The sequence below is a fragment of the Streptomyces sp. NPDC002669 genome (genome assembly GCF_042889165.1).
Taxonomy (GTDB): domain Bacteria; phylum Actinomycetota; class Actinomycetes; order Streptomycetales; family Streptomycetaceae; genus Streptomyces.
The window spans coordinates 28736-44956 of record NZ_JBIAQQ010000028.1; the positions used below are offsets into that span (position 1 = coordinate 28736).

Here is a 16221-nt window from a genome sequence, read left to right on the forward strand (position 1 = left end):
AGGTGAAGTTCGCCTTCTCCACCCTCGGAGTGCCGGGGCTGCCCATCGCCGATGTCGTCCGGCTCGCCGTCGACCACGGCTACCAGGGGGTGGAGCTGCGGGCGCATCCGGAGGAGCCGGTGCACCCGGGCCTCTCCGCCTCCGAACGGGCCGCCGTGGTCGAGGAGTTCGAGAAGGGCGGCGTACAGATCCTGACCGTCGCCGGGTACGTCAGGGCCGCCGCCGAGGGCGACGACGCGCCCGTGCTGGAGGAGCTGGCCGACCTGGTGGAGCTGGCGCACGACCTGGGCGCGGAGAACGTCCGGGTCTTCCCGGGCGGCGGCGCCCTGCCCCCCGCCGAGGCCGACGCGAACGCCGCCCGCCGCCTGGCCGCCGCCGCCCCGCACGCCACCGACCGCAACGTGCGCATCCTCCTGGAGACCCACGACTCCCACCGCTCCGGCGCGGACGTGGCCCGAATCGTCGGAACGGTCGGCCACGCCCGGATCGGCGCCCTGTGGGACATCATGCACACCTGGCTGGCGGACGAGACCCCGTCCGCGAGCCACGCGGTACTGGCCCCGTACCTGGGCTACGTCCAGGTGAAGGACATCGCCTCCCCCGAAGAAACCGAACCCCTCCCCCTGGGAGCCGGAGTCCTCCCCCTGGCCACCTGCCTGGCCACCCTGGACCCGGACAGCTGGGTCTGCTGGGAATACGAAAAACGCTGGCACCCGACCGCGGCGGAACTGCCCGCCCTCCTGACCGCGGGCCGCGAACACCTGCTGAGCCTGGACGCGACGCGGGGGCGGTAGCCCTTTCCGCGTGCCCTGAAAAACCGGCAAGGCCAGCTGAAGGCACAGCCCGGGAAGAGTTCTCCCTGCGCGGGCGGGGCATTCCGCTCTCCGCTGTGGAGCAGGTCCGATCCCCACCTTGCGGACCGAGTCCAGCCATGAGGAAGAGCTGCCGGGGCGAGGCGGCCTGAGACAATCGCTCTGCCCGGGCTCTCTATCCACCACCCAAAAGAATGCCCTTTGCGCCCGCTATGTCGGAATCTTTGAAAGTAAGTAAAATCGACACCCTGCCGCGATAACGCCGCAGCTCACGAACTGTGTTCCCCGCGCGTGCGGGGGTGGTCCCTCACGTGCCCTGGGCGGAGGGTCGCCCTATGGGTGTTCCCCGCGCGTGCGGGGGTGGTCCCGAGGTCGTCCCTGTTCCTGACCTGCCGATGGGGTGTTCCCCGCGCGTGCGGGGGTGGTCCCATGCCGAGGCCATGGCTGACGAGAGGCGAGAGGTGTTCCCCGCGCGTGCGGGGGTGGTCCCACACCGTTGGGGCACAGGGGGATGTCGTAGAGGTGTTCCCCGCGCGTGCGGGGGTGGTCCCACTGCATCGACTCGCTGGGACCGGCTGGACACGTGTTCCCCGCGCGTGCGGGGGTGGTCCCCGCATCGAGCACGGCTACGGCAGTCCCCTTCTGTGTTCCCCGCGCGTGCGGGGGTGGTCCCTCCTGTTTCAGGCGGTGAGTCGGTCCCGCATAGTGTTCCCCGCGCGTGCGGGGGTGGTCCCGGGTTCTTGCTGTCCTTCTTCGCGATACCGCGGTGTTCCCCGCGCGTGCGGGGGTGGTCCCGCCGCGCCCCCGGCTGGCGGCTGGTGGCTCCTGTGTTCCCCGCGCGTGCGGGGGTGGTCCCCGGGTGCGGGCGTACGCGGCCCAGTACGGGGTGTGTTCCCCGCGCGTGCGGGGGTGGTCCCGGGCCCAGCTCAACGCCCTTGACGCCGGAACCGTGTTCCCCGCGCGTGCGGGGGTGGTCCCGGCCTGATCTCGGGAATCGTCGGCCTGTTCCGGTGTTCCCCGCGCGTGCGGGGGTGGTCCCAGGGCCTTGACCAGCGGGTGGCCGTGGATCGGGTTCGGTGTTCCCCGCGCGTGCGGGGGTGGTCCCGGCCCGAGGAGCGCGCCACGCTGCTGGTCGACGTGTTCCCCGCGCGTGCGGGGGTGGTCCCGAGCGACCCCCGCCCCTTCCCAGCCAGCCGGACCGCGTGAGGTGTTCCCCGCGCGTGCGGGGGTGGTCCCGCGAACGTACGCCACTGCCGGGCGAGGAAATGGTGTTCCCCGCGCGTGCGGGGGTGGTCCCGTGATCCCGTCGTCGGTGGTGTACCCGACGGGGTGTTCCCCGCGCGTGCGGGGGTGGTCCCCGTTACCAGGCAGTCCAGCTGGCAGTCATGGTGTGTTCCCCGCGCGTGCGGGGGTGGTCCCGACGCCATCCCGGTCAAGGTGCGGGATCAGTTCGTGTTCCCCGCGCGTGCGGGGGTGGTCCCCGGCCGACGATGTGGCCAGCGAGGTTGGAGATGTGTTCCCCGCGCGTGCGGGGGTGGTCCCGCCCACCATCTCATCGGACTCGTGACCAGGGCGTGTTCCCCGCGCGTGCGGGGGTGGTCCCCAGAAGCTGATGGAGCAGTGGAACACCGCCGAGTGTTCCCCGCGCGTGCGGGGGTGGCCTCCAGTTCCTACACAATGCGCGGGGCGATGCAGTGGTCCCCGCTCCTGCAGGGTGATCCGCCCTGCAGGAGCGGCAGGGTTGCCAGGTCGTTCGACTGCACGAACTGACCGCATGACGGCAGGGGAGAACGGCCGCCATGACGAACTGCAGGAAGTGTTGAGGACAGAAGCGCCGGTGAGCTCACCCCTGTCCTCGCTGACTGCGGCAGCCCGGGCCGCGCGGAAACGGCCGTCGACGCCAGTGAGCTGGCCCTGAAAACAGGGCTGTTCAGGTTGACCGAAAAAGGCACCGTACGTCCCCTGGTGCACGCTTTCGACGGACAGGCCCCGAACCACGGGAGGAAAAACACCTGCACCTGTGAGGCTGGCTCCCGATGCGGCCGCCGCAGAGGTGGTTTCGTACGCTCGGGGTCAGGCCCCCAGCACGTCCATGAGATGGTCGTCGAGATCAGCCACGAAAGCTTCTCTCCTCCATGGGCGGAGCTCGGTCCGCGCTCGGCGCAGGCGGATGGCCGGTACCCGGCCGCCGGTCGTCGCGGCGGCAAGCACGCATTCGTGAAGAAGCTCGACTGCTGCGCGGGGGTCGCCCATGCGGATCCGGGCGAGTGCCTGATCGGTCGTCACGATCGCCCGTTGCACCTGCTCCCGGGGCGCGCACAGCGCAGCCACCGAGCCGGCGAACCTGTCGTGCGCCTGTGCAGGATCTCCCGCATACAGCTCGCACACCCCCTCGAACCCCCGCAGATGCCCGGCTGAGAAGCTACTGCCCGACGGGTCGCTGTCGGCCATGCCCTCGATGTCGTACCACGCCAGCCCGAGTGCCGCCCGTGCCTGCCGTTGCGACCCCGCCCGCGCGGCCACCTCGGCCTGCAGCGCATGCGCCCGCGCCCGAACCCGTGTGCTGCCCCCGGTGCGTGCCGCGCGTACCGCTTTGTCAACGAGTGCCTGAGCGTCCGCAAGGTGGGGCGTCGAGTACATGGTCACAAGGGCATGGCTCATGTGCACGGACGCGCACCGCCACGGGTCGCCGAGTTGCTCGGCCTGGGTGGTCGCGGTGGCGTACAGGGAACGGGACGCATCATCGTCGCGGGTCTCGAAGGCGAGCCGCCCGGCCAGGGTGCACGCAGTGACGGCAACTGCCCTCACTTGGCCGGCCACCGGGTCGGGCAGCGATCCGGCCTGGAGCCGGAGGCACGCGTCGACCACAGGTGTGAGCAACAGTTGCAGGCGAACCATGGGCACGGCGCCCACCTGTGCATTGACCTCGTCGACCACCGCAGCGAGCCCGGCCGCCACGGCCTCGTCGGCCCGGCCCGGGTCGGCCAACGCGGCGGAAAGGTCGGCCTGCACACGTGGGGCCAGCAGGGTGAGCATGCCGCCGGTATCCGTCGCTGTACGGATGAGCGCGGTACGCAGGGCGGCAAGACGTGTTTCGCTCTCGCCGAGGTCGAACAGCGCACCCAGTAACTCGACCAGGTCGGAGCCGGGCCCGACTGCCATCTGTCCGACCGGAGTTCGGGCGTAGAGGTGGGCGAGCAGGAGCTGGTACCGCTCGTCGGGCAACGTGGGGGTCGCGGACTCCCACCGCGCGACGGACCGTTGCACACTCGCCACCGCCGGAAGGCGCGGATGATGCAGGTCTTCGGCAATTCGCGTGAGCGCCCGCGCGACGCCGGCGAGAGATAGACCGCGTCCGTGGCGCAGCCGTTTCAGTGTCGCCGCCCCCGCGGCCCGGTCACCCATGGTGGCAATGGTGGCGCAATCCGTGTCCGTGAGGGCTCACACCGGCACGATCAGCCTTGGTTTCCCGCATTCCGCGGTGTAGTCAACCGTCTGCCACGTGCCCGTTGAAGGCTCTGTGGCGTGGGGAAACCCGATGGTCATCGAAGCGTGGTCGACCATCCACCGGTTCCGCGCATGGTAGGCCGGGGCACGCAACTCGGTTGCACCGAGTTCCACGATCTCCGCGATGCGATCCCTCGTACGAGCGACAGCCTGTCGCGCCTCGACCGGCTGCTGGTCCATGGTGCCCGGGGCCACGATCGTGATGCCTGCCGCCGTCCGGTCCGCGAGCCACAACAGGGCGAGGGAATCGATGCCCACAGCGCCACCGATGTAGAAGTGCCCATGCGCGAAAGGACCGAGGTATCGATCGAACAGGTCGGCGTACTCGGTCAGGGGCCGATGCCCCGTGTTGCGAGTACCCGTGATCGCCACCGTACGCAAGATCAACTCCGTGTCATAGGTCGTCATATCCCGCTGGATCGCCGGGGTTGAGAACGTCATTGCATGGATGTCAACGGCTTGCAACGCTTGGCAGACCACCTACGGGAACACGGTCTGCAGGTCGTCGCCCTCGAACCGGAAATGCGGCTCCACGCGAGCAACCCCCTGCACGGGATGCTCACCGAGGAGGTTGCCGTCGTTGACGGATCGTACGTCACCAGCTTCGGCCACAAGATTGGCGAGCAAGGACACGAACAGCGGTGCGCTGCCCGCATCGCGCATCTCCTCACCGCTCAACCCTCCACCCAGGTCGTCACGCCATGACCGGATCCACCATGACGCTCAAGGTGTACGCGGTCGACCGGTACGGAAACACTCGCGTCCTACGGCCGGAGGCCGAGGTCGTTCCGGCCTCAACCGTGGACCGGACCGCCGCGTACCCGCCCTGCCGATGTGAACAGTGCAGACGGCGCGAACCCACCACGCCATGAAGACGTCTGCCCCACCCCAGGGCCCGTACCGGATGCCGCTGTGCCGCTGCACAACCCGCCTGAACCAGGCCCATCGCCCGTGCCCCGGAGAACGGGCGACGGTCGCGGGCGGCCGCACCACTGGACAGCTGCATTGCACACGCCCCTGCCATCAATTACTCCCGTCGGCTCCCCTCTTCCCTGTCAGGACGACTGCCGAAGCGGGGCACCGTCCGCCCACCCGAGAGAAGGCGGCGCTGTGCAATGCGGCAAATGCGGGGCCCAGATGAGCCGGACCGTCGGAGGCTGGTGGCAGTGCTGGGGCTGTGGCAACAGCCAACCCGGCTGCGTGGAGACGCATGACATGCCCACAGTGCGCCGGATCGTTGGGGCCGTCCCGGCCGGGCTGGTACCGCTGTGCCGCGTGCCCGTACGAGATCAGCGCCGACGCCTGGCGAATGCACCAGGGCCTGATGGCCGCACTGGATGCCGACAAAACCACGTTCTTCGAGCGGGTGAAGCGGCGCACCGCGTATCTGCGATCGCTCGAAGCCGCCTGGAAACACCGCTGAACAGCCCTAACCAACTACCCCGCTGCCGCCCACCCACAGAAGAGATTGCCACCGGTGACCACGCCGCCAGAACCTACCTACCCGCCCGGCGACGAGGCGTATCGCGCTCTGGTGACCCACACCTGCGCGTGTGCCGCCTGCCGGTGCGCACCGTGCCCGACCGCTGTCCACCTCGCCCGTGCCTGGCGGAAGGCCCGCCGGTGAGGCGCGATCGTTGCCGACAGCCTGTGGCACCCGAGGAATCGAAGACGTACGAGGTTCCCGACACAACCGACCCCAGCCTCACGGCCCACATACACGAACGACCGTACGCATTGCCTGTCCCGTGAAAGCTGGCACGTATCCGCGCGAGACGTGGTCCCCGCGCGTGCGGGGGTGGTCCCCGTGCGTGCGTGCGGGGATCAGACTTCGCGGCCAGCAGATCGACGTCAAGTCCGGGCGAGTGCAGTCACTCGCGGCGTTCAGCGTGTACGGGACCGTCGGCACTGCCGCGCGGAACGTGAGCCGTATCCACGCGGGCAGCGAGGCCGCGCACGTGGACTGGCGGTCCGACTACGGCTCGCTGACCTACAGCACGACGGACGTTCCCGATGACATCGCCGCGGGGATGCGCCTCCTGATGGACCGGCTGCACCTCTCCTACGGGGCCGCCGACTTCATCGTCGACCCCGGTGGCCGATGGTGGTTCCTGGAGGTGAACCCCTGCGGGCAGTGGGACTGGATCCAAGGGGCGACCGGCCTTCCGATCGCTGCAGCAATCGCTGACGAACTGCAAGGAGTTGCCTGATGGACTGGAAACCGCATGCTGCCGCGCTGGCCCGTGCGGCGGTGCGCCCGTCCTCCCCCTGGTACCAGCCGGTCGCGGACACACCCCGGCATCTGTGCGTACCGGCCTGGTTCACCGCGGGCCCCGAAGGGTGGACCAGGTCTGACGGGCCCGCAGACGAGGAAACGTGGGCGAGGGCCGCGTACACGGACCGGACCCTGGTGACCCAGGTCGGCCCGCACCACGCCGACCAGGCCGGTCCCCGGCCGGTGGTCGGGACGCCCACCTCGTCCAGCACGCTGCCGAGCCTCGTGGTCAGCATGCTCGCGCTCGGGGAGCTGAGCGAAGGACACCGCCTCCTCGATGTCGGGACCGGCACCGGCTACAGCTCCGCGCTGGCGTGCGCACGGCTCGGTGACAGCGCCGTGACCACCGTGGACGTCGACCGCTACCTGACCGAGTCGGCCGCCGGCCGGCTCGCCGCCATCGGGCGCCGCCCGATGGCGGTCACCCAGGACGCGATGGAGGAACTGCCCGACGAGTACGACCGGATCGTGTCCATGGTGTCCGTGCCCCGCATCCCCACATCCTGGCTGTCCGCGCTCCGGCCGGCGGGACGCCTGGTGACAACCATCGCGGGGACCGGGCTGATCCTGACCGCCGACAAGACCGACGACGGCGGGGCGGCCGGCCGGATCGAGTGGGACCGGGCAGCGTTCATGCAGACCCGGTCAGGTGCCGACTACCCGCCCCGGCTCGACACCCTGTTCCAGAAGATCCGTGGCCAGGAGGGCGAGGACGTCGCTGTCTCGCCGTTCCCGGTGCTCGACGTCATGCAGGCCTGGGAGGTGTGGTCGGCCCTCACCCTGCACGTCCCCGGCATCGAGCATCGGACCGGTATCGACGACAACGGCACCCGGATGTCGTGGATGCTGCACACGGACGGCTCCTGGGCCCGTGCCGAGACCATGCCGGGCGCCCGCACGGCGACCGTTCACCAGGGCGGCCCGCGCCGCCTGTACGACGTCCTGGAGCAGATCCGCTGGCACTGGGTCGAGACCGGTGAACTGCCCGTGTACGGGGCACGAGTGGTCATTGCGCCGGACGGGACGACGACTCTGTCCCGCGGGGGCTGGACCCTCACCCTGTGACCGGGCGAGAATTTTTGTTGCCCGGGACTGCGCAGACTGGACGATCACGAGCAGGAAAGGGGAGCGCCGTGAATGACGAACCGTTGGACGAGTGGGCTGCACGCCGGGATGCCCACCGGCCCGCGCCCGGTGCGCGCAGGGCGGTTCCTCTCGGTGAGGGCCCCGCGCGGGGCGGTCACGTTGACCCGGCTACGACGCGCGGAATGCTGGAGTGGGACGGGCACCAGTGGGTTCCTTCCGGGGTAGCCGAAGACCATGCTGCAGCCCTGGAGGAGACCGGCCCCCAAAACGCAGCGGAGCGTGTTCGTCTCCCGCAGTCCAGTGCGCTGCCATCTGCTCCGGAACCGTGGCGGCCCACCGAGGAGTTCTGGCGCCCCTGATCCGACAACGCAGCGCTCCCGGCCTCCGAAGGGGGAAGACCGGGTCCGCTTGCGAGGGATGAGGTTCCCCGCGCCAGCGGGGGTGGCCCCTGGTTGACGATCAGGGCGAGGAGGGGCCGTTCGTAGTCCCCGCGCGTGCGGGGGTGCTCCGCGCTCTGTGTGGAACCAGGCGGCTTCGCGGTGGTGCTTCCCACGAGGTTGGGACATTCCGCCCTGCTGCGGAGAAGGCCCAAATCGTCTGCTTGCGGAGCGAATTCGGCCATGAGGAGCGACTGTTGCGGTGAAGCCGACCTGAGATAATCGCTCTACACAGACCTCTACCTACCAACCAAAAGAATCTACCTTTTAGGCGCTATGTCGGAATCTTTGAAAGTAAGTAAAAATCGCTCCCTGCCGCGATGAAGCCGCAGGTCACGAACTGTGGTCCCCGCGCGTGCGGGGGTGGTCCCGAGCGGCGGCGAACCTGGTACACGGCGTTGCCGTGGTCCCCGCGCGTGCGGGGGTGGTCCCCATCTTGACACTTGCTCCCGAGGTGCCTACCTGTGGTCCCCGCGCGTGCGGGGGTGGTCCCTGTCCAGCCGGTGTGATACGCCGGGTCGTGGTGTGGTCCCCGCGCGTGCGGGGGTGGTCCCGAGGCGCTGAAGGAGCTGTCCCCGGCGGCACAGTGGTCCCCGCGCGTGCGGGGGTGGTCCCTGGGCGGGGACATCGACGAGGACGCTGGCCCAGTGGTCCCCGCGCGTGCGGGGGTGGTCCCGCCACCTTCATGGACGCGACCGTTTTACCCGCGTGGTCCCCGCGCGTGCGGGGGTGGTCCCGACAAGTACGACCGCGAGCGCGCGAGCGACGGGTGGTCCCCGCGCGTGCGGGGGTGGTCCCTCCGCCGCCCGACACCTACGCCGTGGCCAGTGGTGGTCCCCGCGCGTGCGGGGGTGGTCCCCTGCGAGGGCGATCGGGGTCATGACCACCAGGGTGGTCCCCGCGCGTGCGGGGGTGGCCCCTCCGCCCGCGTCGCCGGGGCGTCCAGGAACCGGTGGTCCCCGCGCGTGCGGGGGTGGTCCCCGTGATTACTGGACCAGAACGCCCCATACTCCGTGGTCCCCGCGCGTGCGGGGGTGGTCCCATCAAGATCCTGAAGGCCCCGGGGACGGCGCGGTGGTCCCCGCGCGTGCGGGGGTGGTCCCGAGACGATCCGGCTCCTGATGACCCGTACGGGGTGGTCCCCGCGCGTGCGGGGGTGGTCCCGTGTCCTCGGCCTCGGCGTACAGGCGATCCCAGTGGTCCCCGCGCGTGCGGGGGTGGTCCCTCGACGAGCCGCCGGACGCCCGGCAGCCCGTAGTGGTCCCTGCGCGTGCGGGGGTGGTCCCTTACGTACGCCAGCAGCGCACCCGGATCACGAGTGGTCCCCGCGCGTGCGGGGGTGGTCCCTCATCTGGCTCCACCGAGCTGTGACCGATCAGGTGGTCCCCGCGCGTGCGGGGGTGGTCCCCACGCGACGAGCAGGGCGATCAGCGCTCCGGAGTGGTCCCCGCGCGTGCGGGGGTGGTCCCGACCTGGTGGCCGCGCCCTCAACCCGGTTGCGTGGTCCCCGCGCGTGCGGGGGTGGTCCCCGGACCCGTCACGGCGTCGTTTGAGGGGCCGTGTGGTCCCCGCGCGTGCGGGGGTGGTCCCAAGCCCTGCGGCGCGCCACGGCCGCCGCACGGGTGGTCCCCGCGCGTGCGGGGGTGGTCCCCGGTTGTACGTGCCGATCGGGGCGGACCCCTCGTGGTCCCCGCGCGTGCGGGGGTGGTCCCGCCTTGGCGTCGTCAACGTTGCTGAAGCCGTGGTGGTCCCCGCGCGTGCGGGGTTGGTCCCTCGTACGGGCCTCCGGGAAGCAGGACCGCTGCGTGGTCCCCGCGTGTGCGGGGGTAGTCCCTGCGTGAAGCTCATCCTCGGCGGCCTGTCCAAGTGATCCCCACGCGCGGGGACCAGGCTTCGTGCCCAGCAGATCGACGTCAAGTCCGGGCGGGTGCAGGCACTCGCGGCGTTCAGCGTGTACGGGGCCGTCGGCACTGCCGCGCGGAACGTGAGCCGTATCCACGCGAGCCAATCGATGATCACCTTTTCTCCGCTATTCGATTACAAATACGCCACTTCCGGAGTGCACGCCTCACCTGGCCACGAGGCCCGGTTACGGTCATTCCTCCATGAACCACCATTGGGGGGACAACTTGAGCACCCGCACAGTCACTGCCGCGCTCGCCTGCCTGGCTGCCATTGCCCTGACCGGATGCGAGCCGGCCACCACCACCCAGCAACCCGCCACCCAGCAACCCGCCTCCCAGCAGCCCACCACTCCGCCGCCTTCCCCGGCCGTCTCGGACGCTGCGCTGCCGGAGAAGGACGACAAGCCCGTCGAGCGCGCGACCGTCGCGGACTTCGTCGGCATGGGGTTGCAGTCCGCGCAGGACAAAGCGCAGGCCGACGGCTTCTATCTCCTGGCGTCCCACGACAGTGCCGGTCGTGGCCGCATGCAGGCATTCGACCGGAACTGGAAGGTCTGCACCCAGAACCACAAAGCGGGGAAGAGCCTCCCGGTCGACACCGAACTCGATTTCGGAGCGGTGAAGCTTGAGGAGTCCTGCCCGTCCAAGGACGAGAAGGATCCTGCTCCGGCCGGGAACACCATGCCCAACTTCGTTGGAAAGTCCGTCAAAGTGGCGCGAGGGGCCCTCGACTCAAGCACCTCGATCACGGTCACCGACGCCCGCGAGGACCGCATGGTCCTGATGGAGAGCAACTGGAAAGTCTGCACCCAGGACCCGAAGGCTGGAGCGGTGCTCAACGGGCAGCCTGTTGAGTTCGCTGCGGTCAAGTTCGGCGAGTCCTGCCCGTAGATGACAGGAAAGCCCTGCTGAAGGGCAAATTTCAGGGGCGTTGTTCGCGGACCCCGCGCGTGCGGGGTCGATCCCCCGAAGAAGCACGGGTTCGAGCGGATCATCGCGTGGCCCCCGCGCATGCGGGGATGGTCCTCCCCACCAGCAGCGGTACTGACGGCACGAGGCTGCCAGGGCGTTCGGCCGCGCAGCCTGGCCGCACGACAGGGAGGGGAGAATGGCCGGCATGGCGAACTGCAGGAAGTGTGGGGGACAGAAGCGCCGGTGGCCTCGGTCCTGTCCTCATTGCCGACATGGCGCGGACCGTGCGGAAACGGCTGTCGATGCCGGTGAACTGGCTCTGGAGACAGGGTTGTTCAGGCTGATCGGACGGGGAATAGCGGGCACGGTACGGCTTCTGCTGCGCGCTTTCGACTGACGGGGCGAAGCGGGGCGGGGGCGGGGGGCGTCCGCTCTGTCGGTTGCGTCGGTCCCCCTTGCAGTTCTGTCAGTTCCTCTTGCAGTTCTGTCAGTTCCCCTCGGTAGCGTCCTGGGGCATGGAAGACGTTGTGAAGATCGTCGTCGAGCGCCGGTACGCCTCGGACCCCATCGACTACGAGCGTCTCGTCTCGCTGGTCGAGTCCACCGGGGAACGCGTCGTGCTCACCGAGCAGGGTGTGCCGGTGAGTGTGCTGCTTCCGGCGGGGAAGCTCGCCGAGCTGGAGCATTGGGTCCGCGCCCCCTTCCCCTCCCCCGGGCCGGAGGCGCAGAGCGAGGAGACGGACGGGGGCGTGCGGGACGTCGGGCGGCTCCGGGTCGAGGCGTTGGCCGAGCCGGAGGAGTACGGGCCCTACACCCGCTACGTGCGCGCCGACGGGCGGCGGGTGAGTTTCGGCCGGGGTGGGGCAATCGTGGCCGTGCAGCTGGATGCCGATGAGGTGGCGTGGCTGGAGGACATGGCCATGCATGCGCGTCAGGGGTACATGAGTCCCGCGCAGGCGGCGGCGTTCGAGGAGTTCCTGGCCCGGCAGCCGCCGGTCGGGGAGCAGTGAGCCTGCGCTACCGGCCGGTCACCACCGGTTGGGGGGTGCCCTTGTCGGGGGCGGTCTCCGGGGTCGGTACGGAGCGCGGCCTGCGCGTTCCGGCCAGGGACGTCAGGGCCACCCCGCCCACCAGCAGTGCCGCGGCGCACCACCGCAGCGGGCTCACCGACTCCCCCAGCAGCAGCGCGGCCGAGGACATCCCGAAGACCGGGACGAGCAGGGTGAACGGGGCCACCGACGACGCCGGGTGCCGGCTCAGCAGGTAGCCCCAGGCGCCGAAGCCGAACACGGTCGTGATCCAGGCGACGTAGACGATGATGCCGACGCCGCTCCAGTCGAGTGCGGCCAGCGCCTCCGCGTCGCGGTCCCAGCCCTCGAAGACGAGGGAGAGGCCGAGCAGCGGGAGCACGGGCACGGTCGAGACCCAGACCATGAAGTTGAGCGGGTCCGGCGGGGCCGCCTTGCGGGTCAGTACGTTGGACACGCCCCAGCAGGCCGCCGCCGCGATCACCAGGACGAAGGCGAGCACGGGCCCGTTCGCCCCCTCGTCGACCGCGGCGACCCCGATGCCCGCGAGGGCCACCCCCATCCCCAGCACCCGCACCCTCCCCGGGCGCTCGCCGAGCGCGACGGCGGCGAAGAGCGCGGTGAAGACCGCCTGGACCTGGAGCACGAGGGACGACAGGCCGGCGGGCATCCCCCGGTCCATGCCGATGAAGAGCAGCCCGAACTTCGCCACCCCGAGGGCCAGCCCGACGCCCACGATCCACTTCCAGGCCACCTTGGGCCGGCCGACGAAGAAGACCGCGGGCAGCGCGGCGGCCAGGAAGCGCAGGGCCGAGAAGAGCAGCGGCGGGAAGTGCCCGAGACCGACCTCGATGACGACGAAATTGACACCCCAGACGGCGGCCACCAGGGCTGCCAGGGCGATGTGGAGGGGACGCATGCACCGAGGATCACCCGCACCGACCATGTAGCACCAGCGCGGATTTCTTCATGGTGGAATTGAGCATTGCTGATGAATCGCCGAGGAGACGCCGCCGGGACGGTGTCGAACCGGCAAGGGGCTCCGCACGGGCGGGGCCCTGCCTCCGGGAGGTTCCGGTGCTCGATCTGGCCAGGCTGCGCGCGCTGCACGCGGTCTCCGTACACGGTTCCGTCGCGGCTGCCGCCGCCGCGCTCGGCTACACCCCGTCGGCGGTCTCGCAGCAGATCACCAAGCTGGAGCGGGAGACCCGCACGACGCTCCTCGAACGTCGCGGGCGCGGTGTCGCGCTGACCGAGGAGGCGCTCCATCTGGCCGCGACGGCCCAGCAGCTGCTGGCGATCGTGGAGCGCGCCGAGACGACGCTGGAGGAGCGCCGGGGGCTGCCGACCGGGCGGCTGTCGATCGGCGCGTTCGCGTCCGCCGCGCGCGGGCTGCTGCCCGGTGTGCTGGCGGAGCTGGACCGGGACCATCCGGCCCTGGAGGTGCGGCTGACCGAGGTCGACCCGCACCTCTCGGTCGATCTGGTGGCCAAGGGCGTGATCGATCTGGCGGTCGCGCACGACTGGGACATCGCCCCGCTGCCCGCGCCGGAGGGCGTGGCGCAGGCGGTGATCGGCGACGACCGCTGCGATCTGCTGGTGCCCGAGGGGCACCGCCTCGCCGGGCGCGGCGCGGTGCGGCGCGAGGAGCTGGCGAAGGAACGGTGGATCTGCCAGCCGCCGGGGACGGTCTGCCACGACTGGCTCGTACGGACGTTGCGCGCGGCGGGTTACGAGCCGGACATCCGGCACCAGGCGGAGGAGAACCACACCCAGCTGGCCCTGCTCGCCGCGGGTCTCGGGGTCGCGATGATCCCGAGGCTGGGGCGGGGCGCGCTGCCCGAGGGAGTGGTGGCGGTGCCGCTCGATCCGGTACCGGTGCGGAGGCTGTACGCGCTGTGGCGCACGGAGGCGGCCCGGCGGCCCGCGATCACGGCGGCGGTGGCCGCGCTCCAGGGGCACGGGGTCTCGGTGGGGCTGACCCCGCCCTCCCCGGCCTGATCCGCCGACCGGAATCGGGGCCGCCGCCCCGCGTCGCCGGAGCCCGCCTGATCCCGTCTGCCCCGATCCGGCCCGGTCCGGCGGCGACGGGCCGGGGCCAAAACGGTCCGGACCCTTGACCGGAAGTTATTTTCTGGATATCCGTGCTCCTTGGAAGTTTCTTTCAACACCCTCTCGTCCCCGAGTACGGCCGAAGGAGCTCACGTGCACCACCGCCCCTCCAGACGCACCCTCCTCACCGCCACCGCCGCGACGGTCGCCGCCGTCGCCACGGGTGCGGGCGTCGCCCCCGGCGCCGTCGCAGCCCAGCGGGCCGCGAACAGCGGCCACGGCGGCGGGCACCACAATTCAGCCGCCACCACCGCGCGGCTCAAGCGGATCATCTCCGGGATGACCCTGGAGGAGAAGGTCGGGCAGCTCTTCGTGATGCGGGTGTACGGGCACTCCGCCACCGAGCCCGACCAGGCCGACATCGACGCCAACCTGGCCGAGATCGGGGTCCGCACCGCCACCGAGATGATCGCCAAGTACCACGTCGGCGGGATCATCTACTTCGCCTGGGCGCACAACACCCGCGACCCGCACCAGATCGCCGACCTCTCCAACGGCATCCAGCGCGCCGGTCTCGCCGGCCCCACCCCGCTGCCGCTGCTCGTCTCCACCGACCAGGAGCACGGCATCGTCTGCCGGGTCGGCGAGCCCGCCACCCTGATGCCGGGCGCGATGGCGCTGGGCGCGGGCGGCTCGCGCTCCGACACCCGCCGGGCCGGCCAGATCGCGGGCGCCGAGCTGGCCGCGATGGGCATCAACCAGAACTACGCCCCGGACGCCGACGTCAACGTCAACCCGGCCAACCCGGTCATCGGCGTACGCTCCTTCGGCTCCGACCCGCAGTCGGTGGCCGCGATGGTCGCCGCGCAGGTGAAGGGGTACCAGAGCAGCGGGATCGCCTCGACGGCCAAGCACTTCCCGGGCCACGGCGACACCAGCACCGACAGCCACACCGGGCTGCCCGTCATCAACCACACCCGCGAGCAGTGGGCGGAGCTGGACGCGCCGCCGTTCCGGGCCGCGATCGCCGCGGGCATCGACTCGATCATGACCGCGCACATCGTCGTCCCGGCCCTGGACCCGGCGGAGGACCCGGCCACGCTGTCCCACCCGATCCTCACCGGCATCCTGCGCGAGGAACTCGGTTACGACGGCGTCGTGGTGACCGACGCGCTCGGCATGGAGGGCGTGCGGACGAAGTACGGCGACGACCGCGTGCCGGTACTCGCCCTGAAGGCGGGCGTCGACCAGCTGCTCAACCCGCCGAGCCTGGACGTCGCCTGGAACGCCGTCCTGGCGGCCGTGAAGAACGGCGAACTGACCGAGGCCCGGCTCGACGAATCGATCCTGCGCATCCTGCGGCTGAAGACGAAGCTCGGGCTGTTCGACGACCCGTTCGTCAGCCGCCGGGAAGTGGACCGTACCGTCGGCACCCGGGCGCACCTCGCCGCCGCCGACCGGATCGCCGAGCGCACCACCACCCTGCTCGCCAACGAGGGCGCGGTGCTGCCGCTCTCCCGCCGCTCCCACAAGAACCTGCTGGTGGTCGGCGCCGACCCGGCCTCCCCGTCCGGCACCACGGGACCGCCGACCACCACCCTGGCCACCGCCTTCGGCGAGCTGGGGTACGCGGCGACCGCGCTGTCCACCGGCACCGCCCCCACCAAGGCGAAGATCGACGAGGCGGTGGCGGCGGCGCGGGGCAAGGACGCCGTGGTCGTGGCGACGTACAACGTCTCGGCGACCAGCTCGCAGCGCACCCTGGTGAGCGCCCTGGCCGCCACCGGCGTCCCGGTGATCACGGTCGCGATCCGCAACCCGTACGACATCGCCCGGCTGGCCGGGACCGGGTTCGTGGCGAACCTGGCCACGTACTCCTGGACCGACGTCGAGCTACGGGCCGCCGCCCGGGTCATCGCGGGCCGCGTCGAGCCGCGGGGCACCCTGCCGGTGCCGGTGCAGCGCGCGGACGATCCGGCGCGGGTGCTGTACCCGGTGGGGTACGGCCTGACGTACTGAGACCCGGGGCGCCGAGGCGCTTCGGGGGCACGGAACGACGGACGGCGCGCGGGACCACCCGGTCCCGCGCGCCGTCCGTCGTTTGCCCGCGGGGCCGGGCAGCACCCCGCCGAGCAGCCGCTGGGGCGCCCACATTTCACCTCTGAAGTGTGACGTGCGCCACGCTTTAATTTCCAATTAAGGTGGCAT

Annotated in this window: 13 protein-coding genes and 2 CRISPR repeat arrays; of the genes, 10 read left to right on the top strand and 3 right to left on the bottom strand. The window is 70.8% G+C overall.

Features of this window, described 5'->3' with window-relative positions; translation table 11 throughout:
- The first annotated feature begins 2 nt into the window (after positions 1–2).
- Positions 3–794: a sugar phosphate isomerase/epimerase family protein gene (locus ACFYW1_RS31405; RefSeq protein WP_389000782.1), complete on the top strand. Its 792-nt coding sequence runs from the start codon at positions 3–5 to the stop codon at positions 792–794.
- Positions 795–1090: 296 nt separating this feature from the next.
- Positions 1091–2535: a CRISPR direct-repeat array (repeat unit 29 nt; unit sequence GTGTTCCCCGCGCGTGCGGGGGTGGTCCC).
- A 350-nt stretch (positions 2536–2885) separates the two neighbouring features.
- Here ACFYW1_RS31405 and ACFYW1_RS31410 read toward each other — a convergent pair.
- Entirely contained in the window at positions 2886–4217 is a 1332-nt protein-coding gene (locus ACFYW1_RS31410) for a hypothetical protein (protein ID WP_389000785.1), read from the bottom strand.
- 36 nt (positions 4218–4253) lie between these two features.
- Positions 4254–4760, bottom strand: coding sequence for a hypothetical protein (locus tag ACFYW1_RS31415; protein WP_389000788.1), 507 nt, complete (start codon positions 4758–4760; stop codon positions 4254–4256).
- 3 nt (positions 4761–4763) lie between these two features.
- Here ACFYW1_RS31415 and ACFYW1_RS31420 point away from each other — a divergent pair, with 3 nt between their 5' ends.
- From ACFYW1_RS31420 to ACFYW1_RS31450, 7 genes are all read left to right on the top strand, one after another.
- The gene (locus ACFYW1_RS31420) at positions 4764–5024 is read left to right on the top strand and encodes a hypothetical protein (protein ID WP_389000791.1); all 261 of its coding nucleotides are present in this window, start codon (positions 4764–4766) and stop codon (positions 5022–5024) included.
- A gap of 505 nt (positions 5025–5529) precedes the next feature.
- Positions 5530–5742 carry a hypothetical protein gene (locus tag ACFYW1_RS31425; protein ID WP_389000794.1) on the top strand — a complete coding sequence of 71 codons (213 nt, stop codon included), beginning with the start codon at positions 5530–5532 and terminating at the stop codon, positions 5740–5742.
- Positions 5743–6130: 388 nt separating this feature from the next.
- Complete coding sequence (locus ACFYW1_RS31430) at positions 6131–6529, top strand: hypothetical protein (RefSeq protein WP_389000796.1); 399 nt, start codon at positions 6131–6133, stop codon at positions 6527–6529.
- On the top strand, positions 6529–7659 hold the full coding sequence (locus ACFYW1_RS31435; RefSeq protein WP_389000798.1) for a methyltransferase domain-containing protein: 1131 nt from the start codon (positions 6529–6531) through the stop codon (positions 7657–7659). The genes ACFYW1_RS31430 and ACFYW1_RS31435 overlap by 1 nt, the downstream gene beginning before the upstream one ends.
- Positions 7660–7727: 68 nt before the next feature.
- The gene (locus tag ACFYW1_RS31440; RefSeq protein ID WP_389000801.1) at positions 7728–8039 is read left to right on the top strand and encodes a DUF6087 family protein; all 312 of its coding nucleotides are present in this window, start codon (positions 7728–7730) and stop codon (positions 8037–8039) included.
- A gap of 420 nt (positions 8040–8459) precedes the next feature.
- Positions 8460–9951: direct repeats of the CRISPR family, unit length 29 nt; unit sequence GTGGTCCCCGCGCGTGCGGGGGTGGTCCC.
- 271 nt (positions 9952–10222) lie between these two features.
- Positions 10223–10912: a hypothetical protein gene (locus ACFYW1_RS31445; RefSeq protein ID WP_389000804.1), complete on the top strand. Its 690-nt coding sequence runs from the start codon at positions 10223–10225 to the stop codon at positions 10910–10912.
- Positions 10913–11448: 536 nt separating this feature from the next.
- On the top strand, positions 11449–11943 hold the full coding sequence (locus tag ACFYW1_RS31450; RefSeq protein WP_389000807.1) for a type II toxin-antitoxin system Phd/YefM family antitoxin: 495 nt from the start codon (positions 11449–11451) through the stop codon (positions 11941–11943).
- 7 nt (positions 11944–11950) lie between these two features.
- On the opposite strand, the gene ACFYW1_RS31455 is transcribed toward ACFYW1_RS31450, so the two are convergent.
- Complete coding sequence (locus ACFYW1_RS31455) at positions 11951–12880, bottom strand: EamA family transporter (protein WP_389000809.1); 930 nt, start codon at positions 12878–12880, stop codon at positions 11951–11953.
- 158 nt (positions 12881–13038) lie between these two features.
- Here ACFYW1_RS31455 and ACFYW1_RS31460 point away from each other — a divergent pair, with 158 nt between their 5' ends.
- Entirely contained in the window at positions 13039–13962 is a 924-nt protein-coding gene (locus ACFYW1_RS31460; protein WP_389000812.1) for a LysR substrate-binding domain-containing protein, read from the top strand.
- A 204-nt stretch (positions 13963–14166) separates the two neighbouring features.
- A complete protein-coding gene (locus ACFYW1_RS31465; RefSeq protein WP_389000815.1) occupies positions 14167–16032 on the top strand; it encodes a glycoside hydrolase family 3 protein in 1866 nt (621 codons plus the stop codon).
- The last annotated feature ends 189 nt before the right edge of the window (positions 16033–16221 follow it).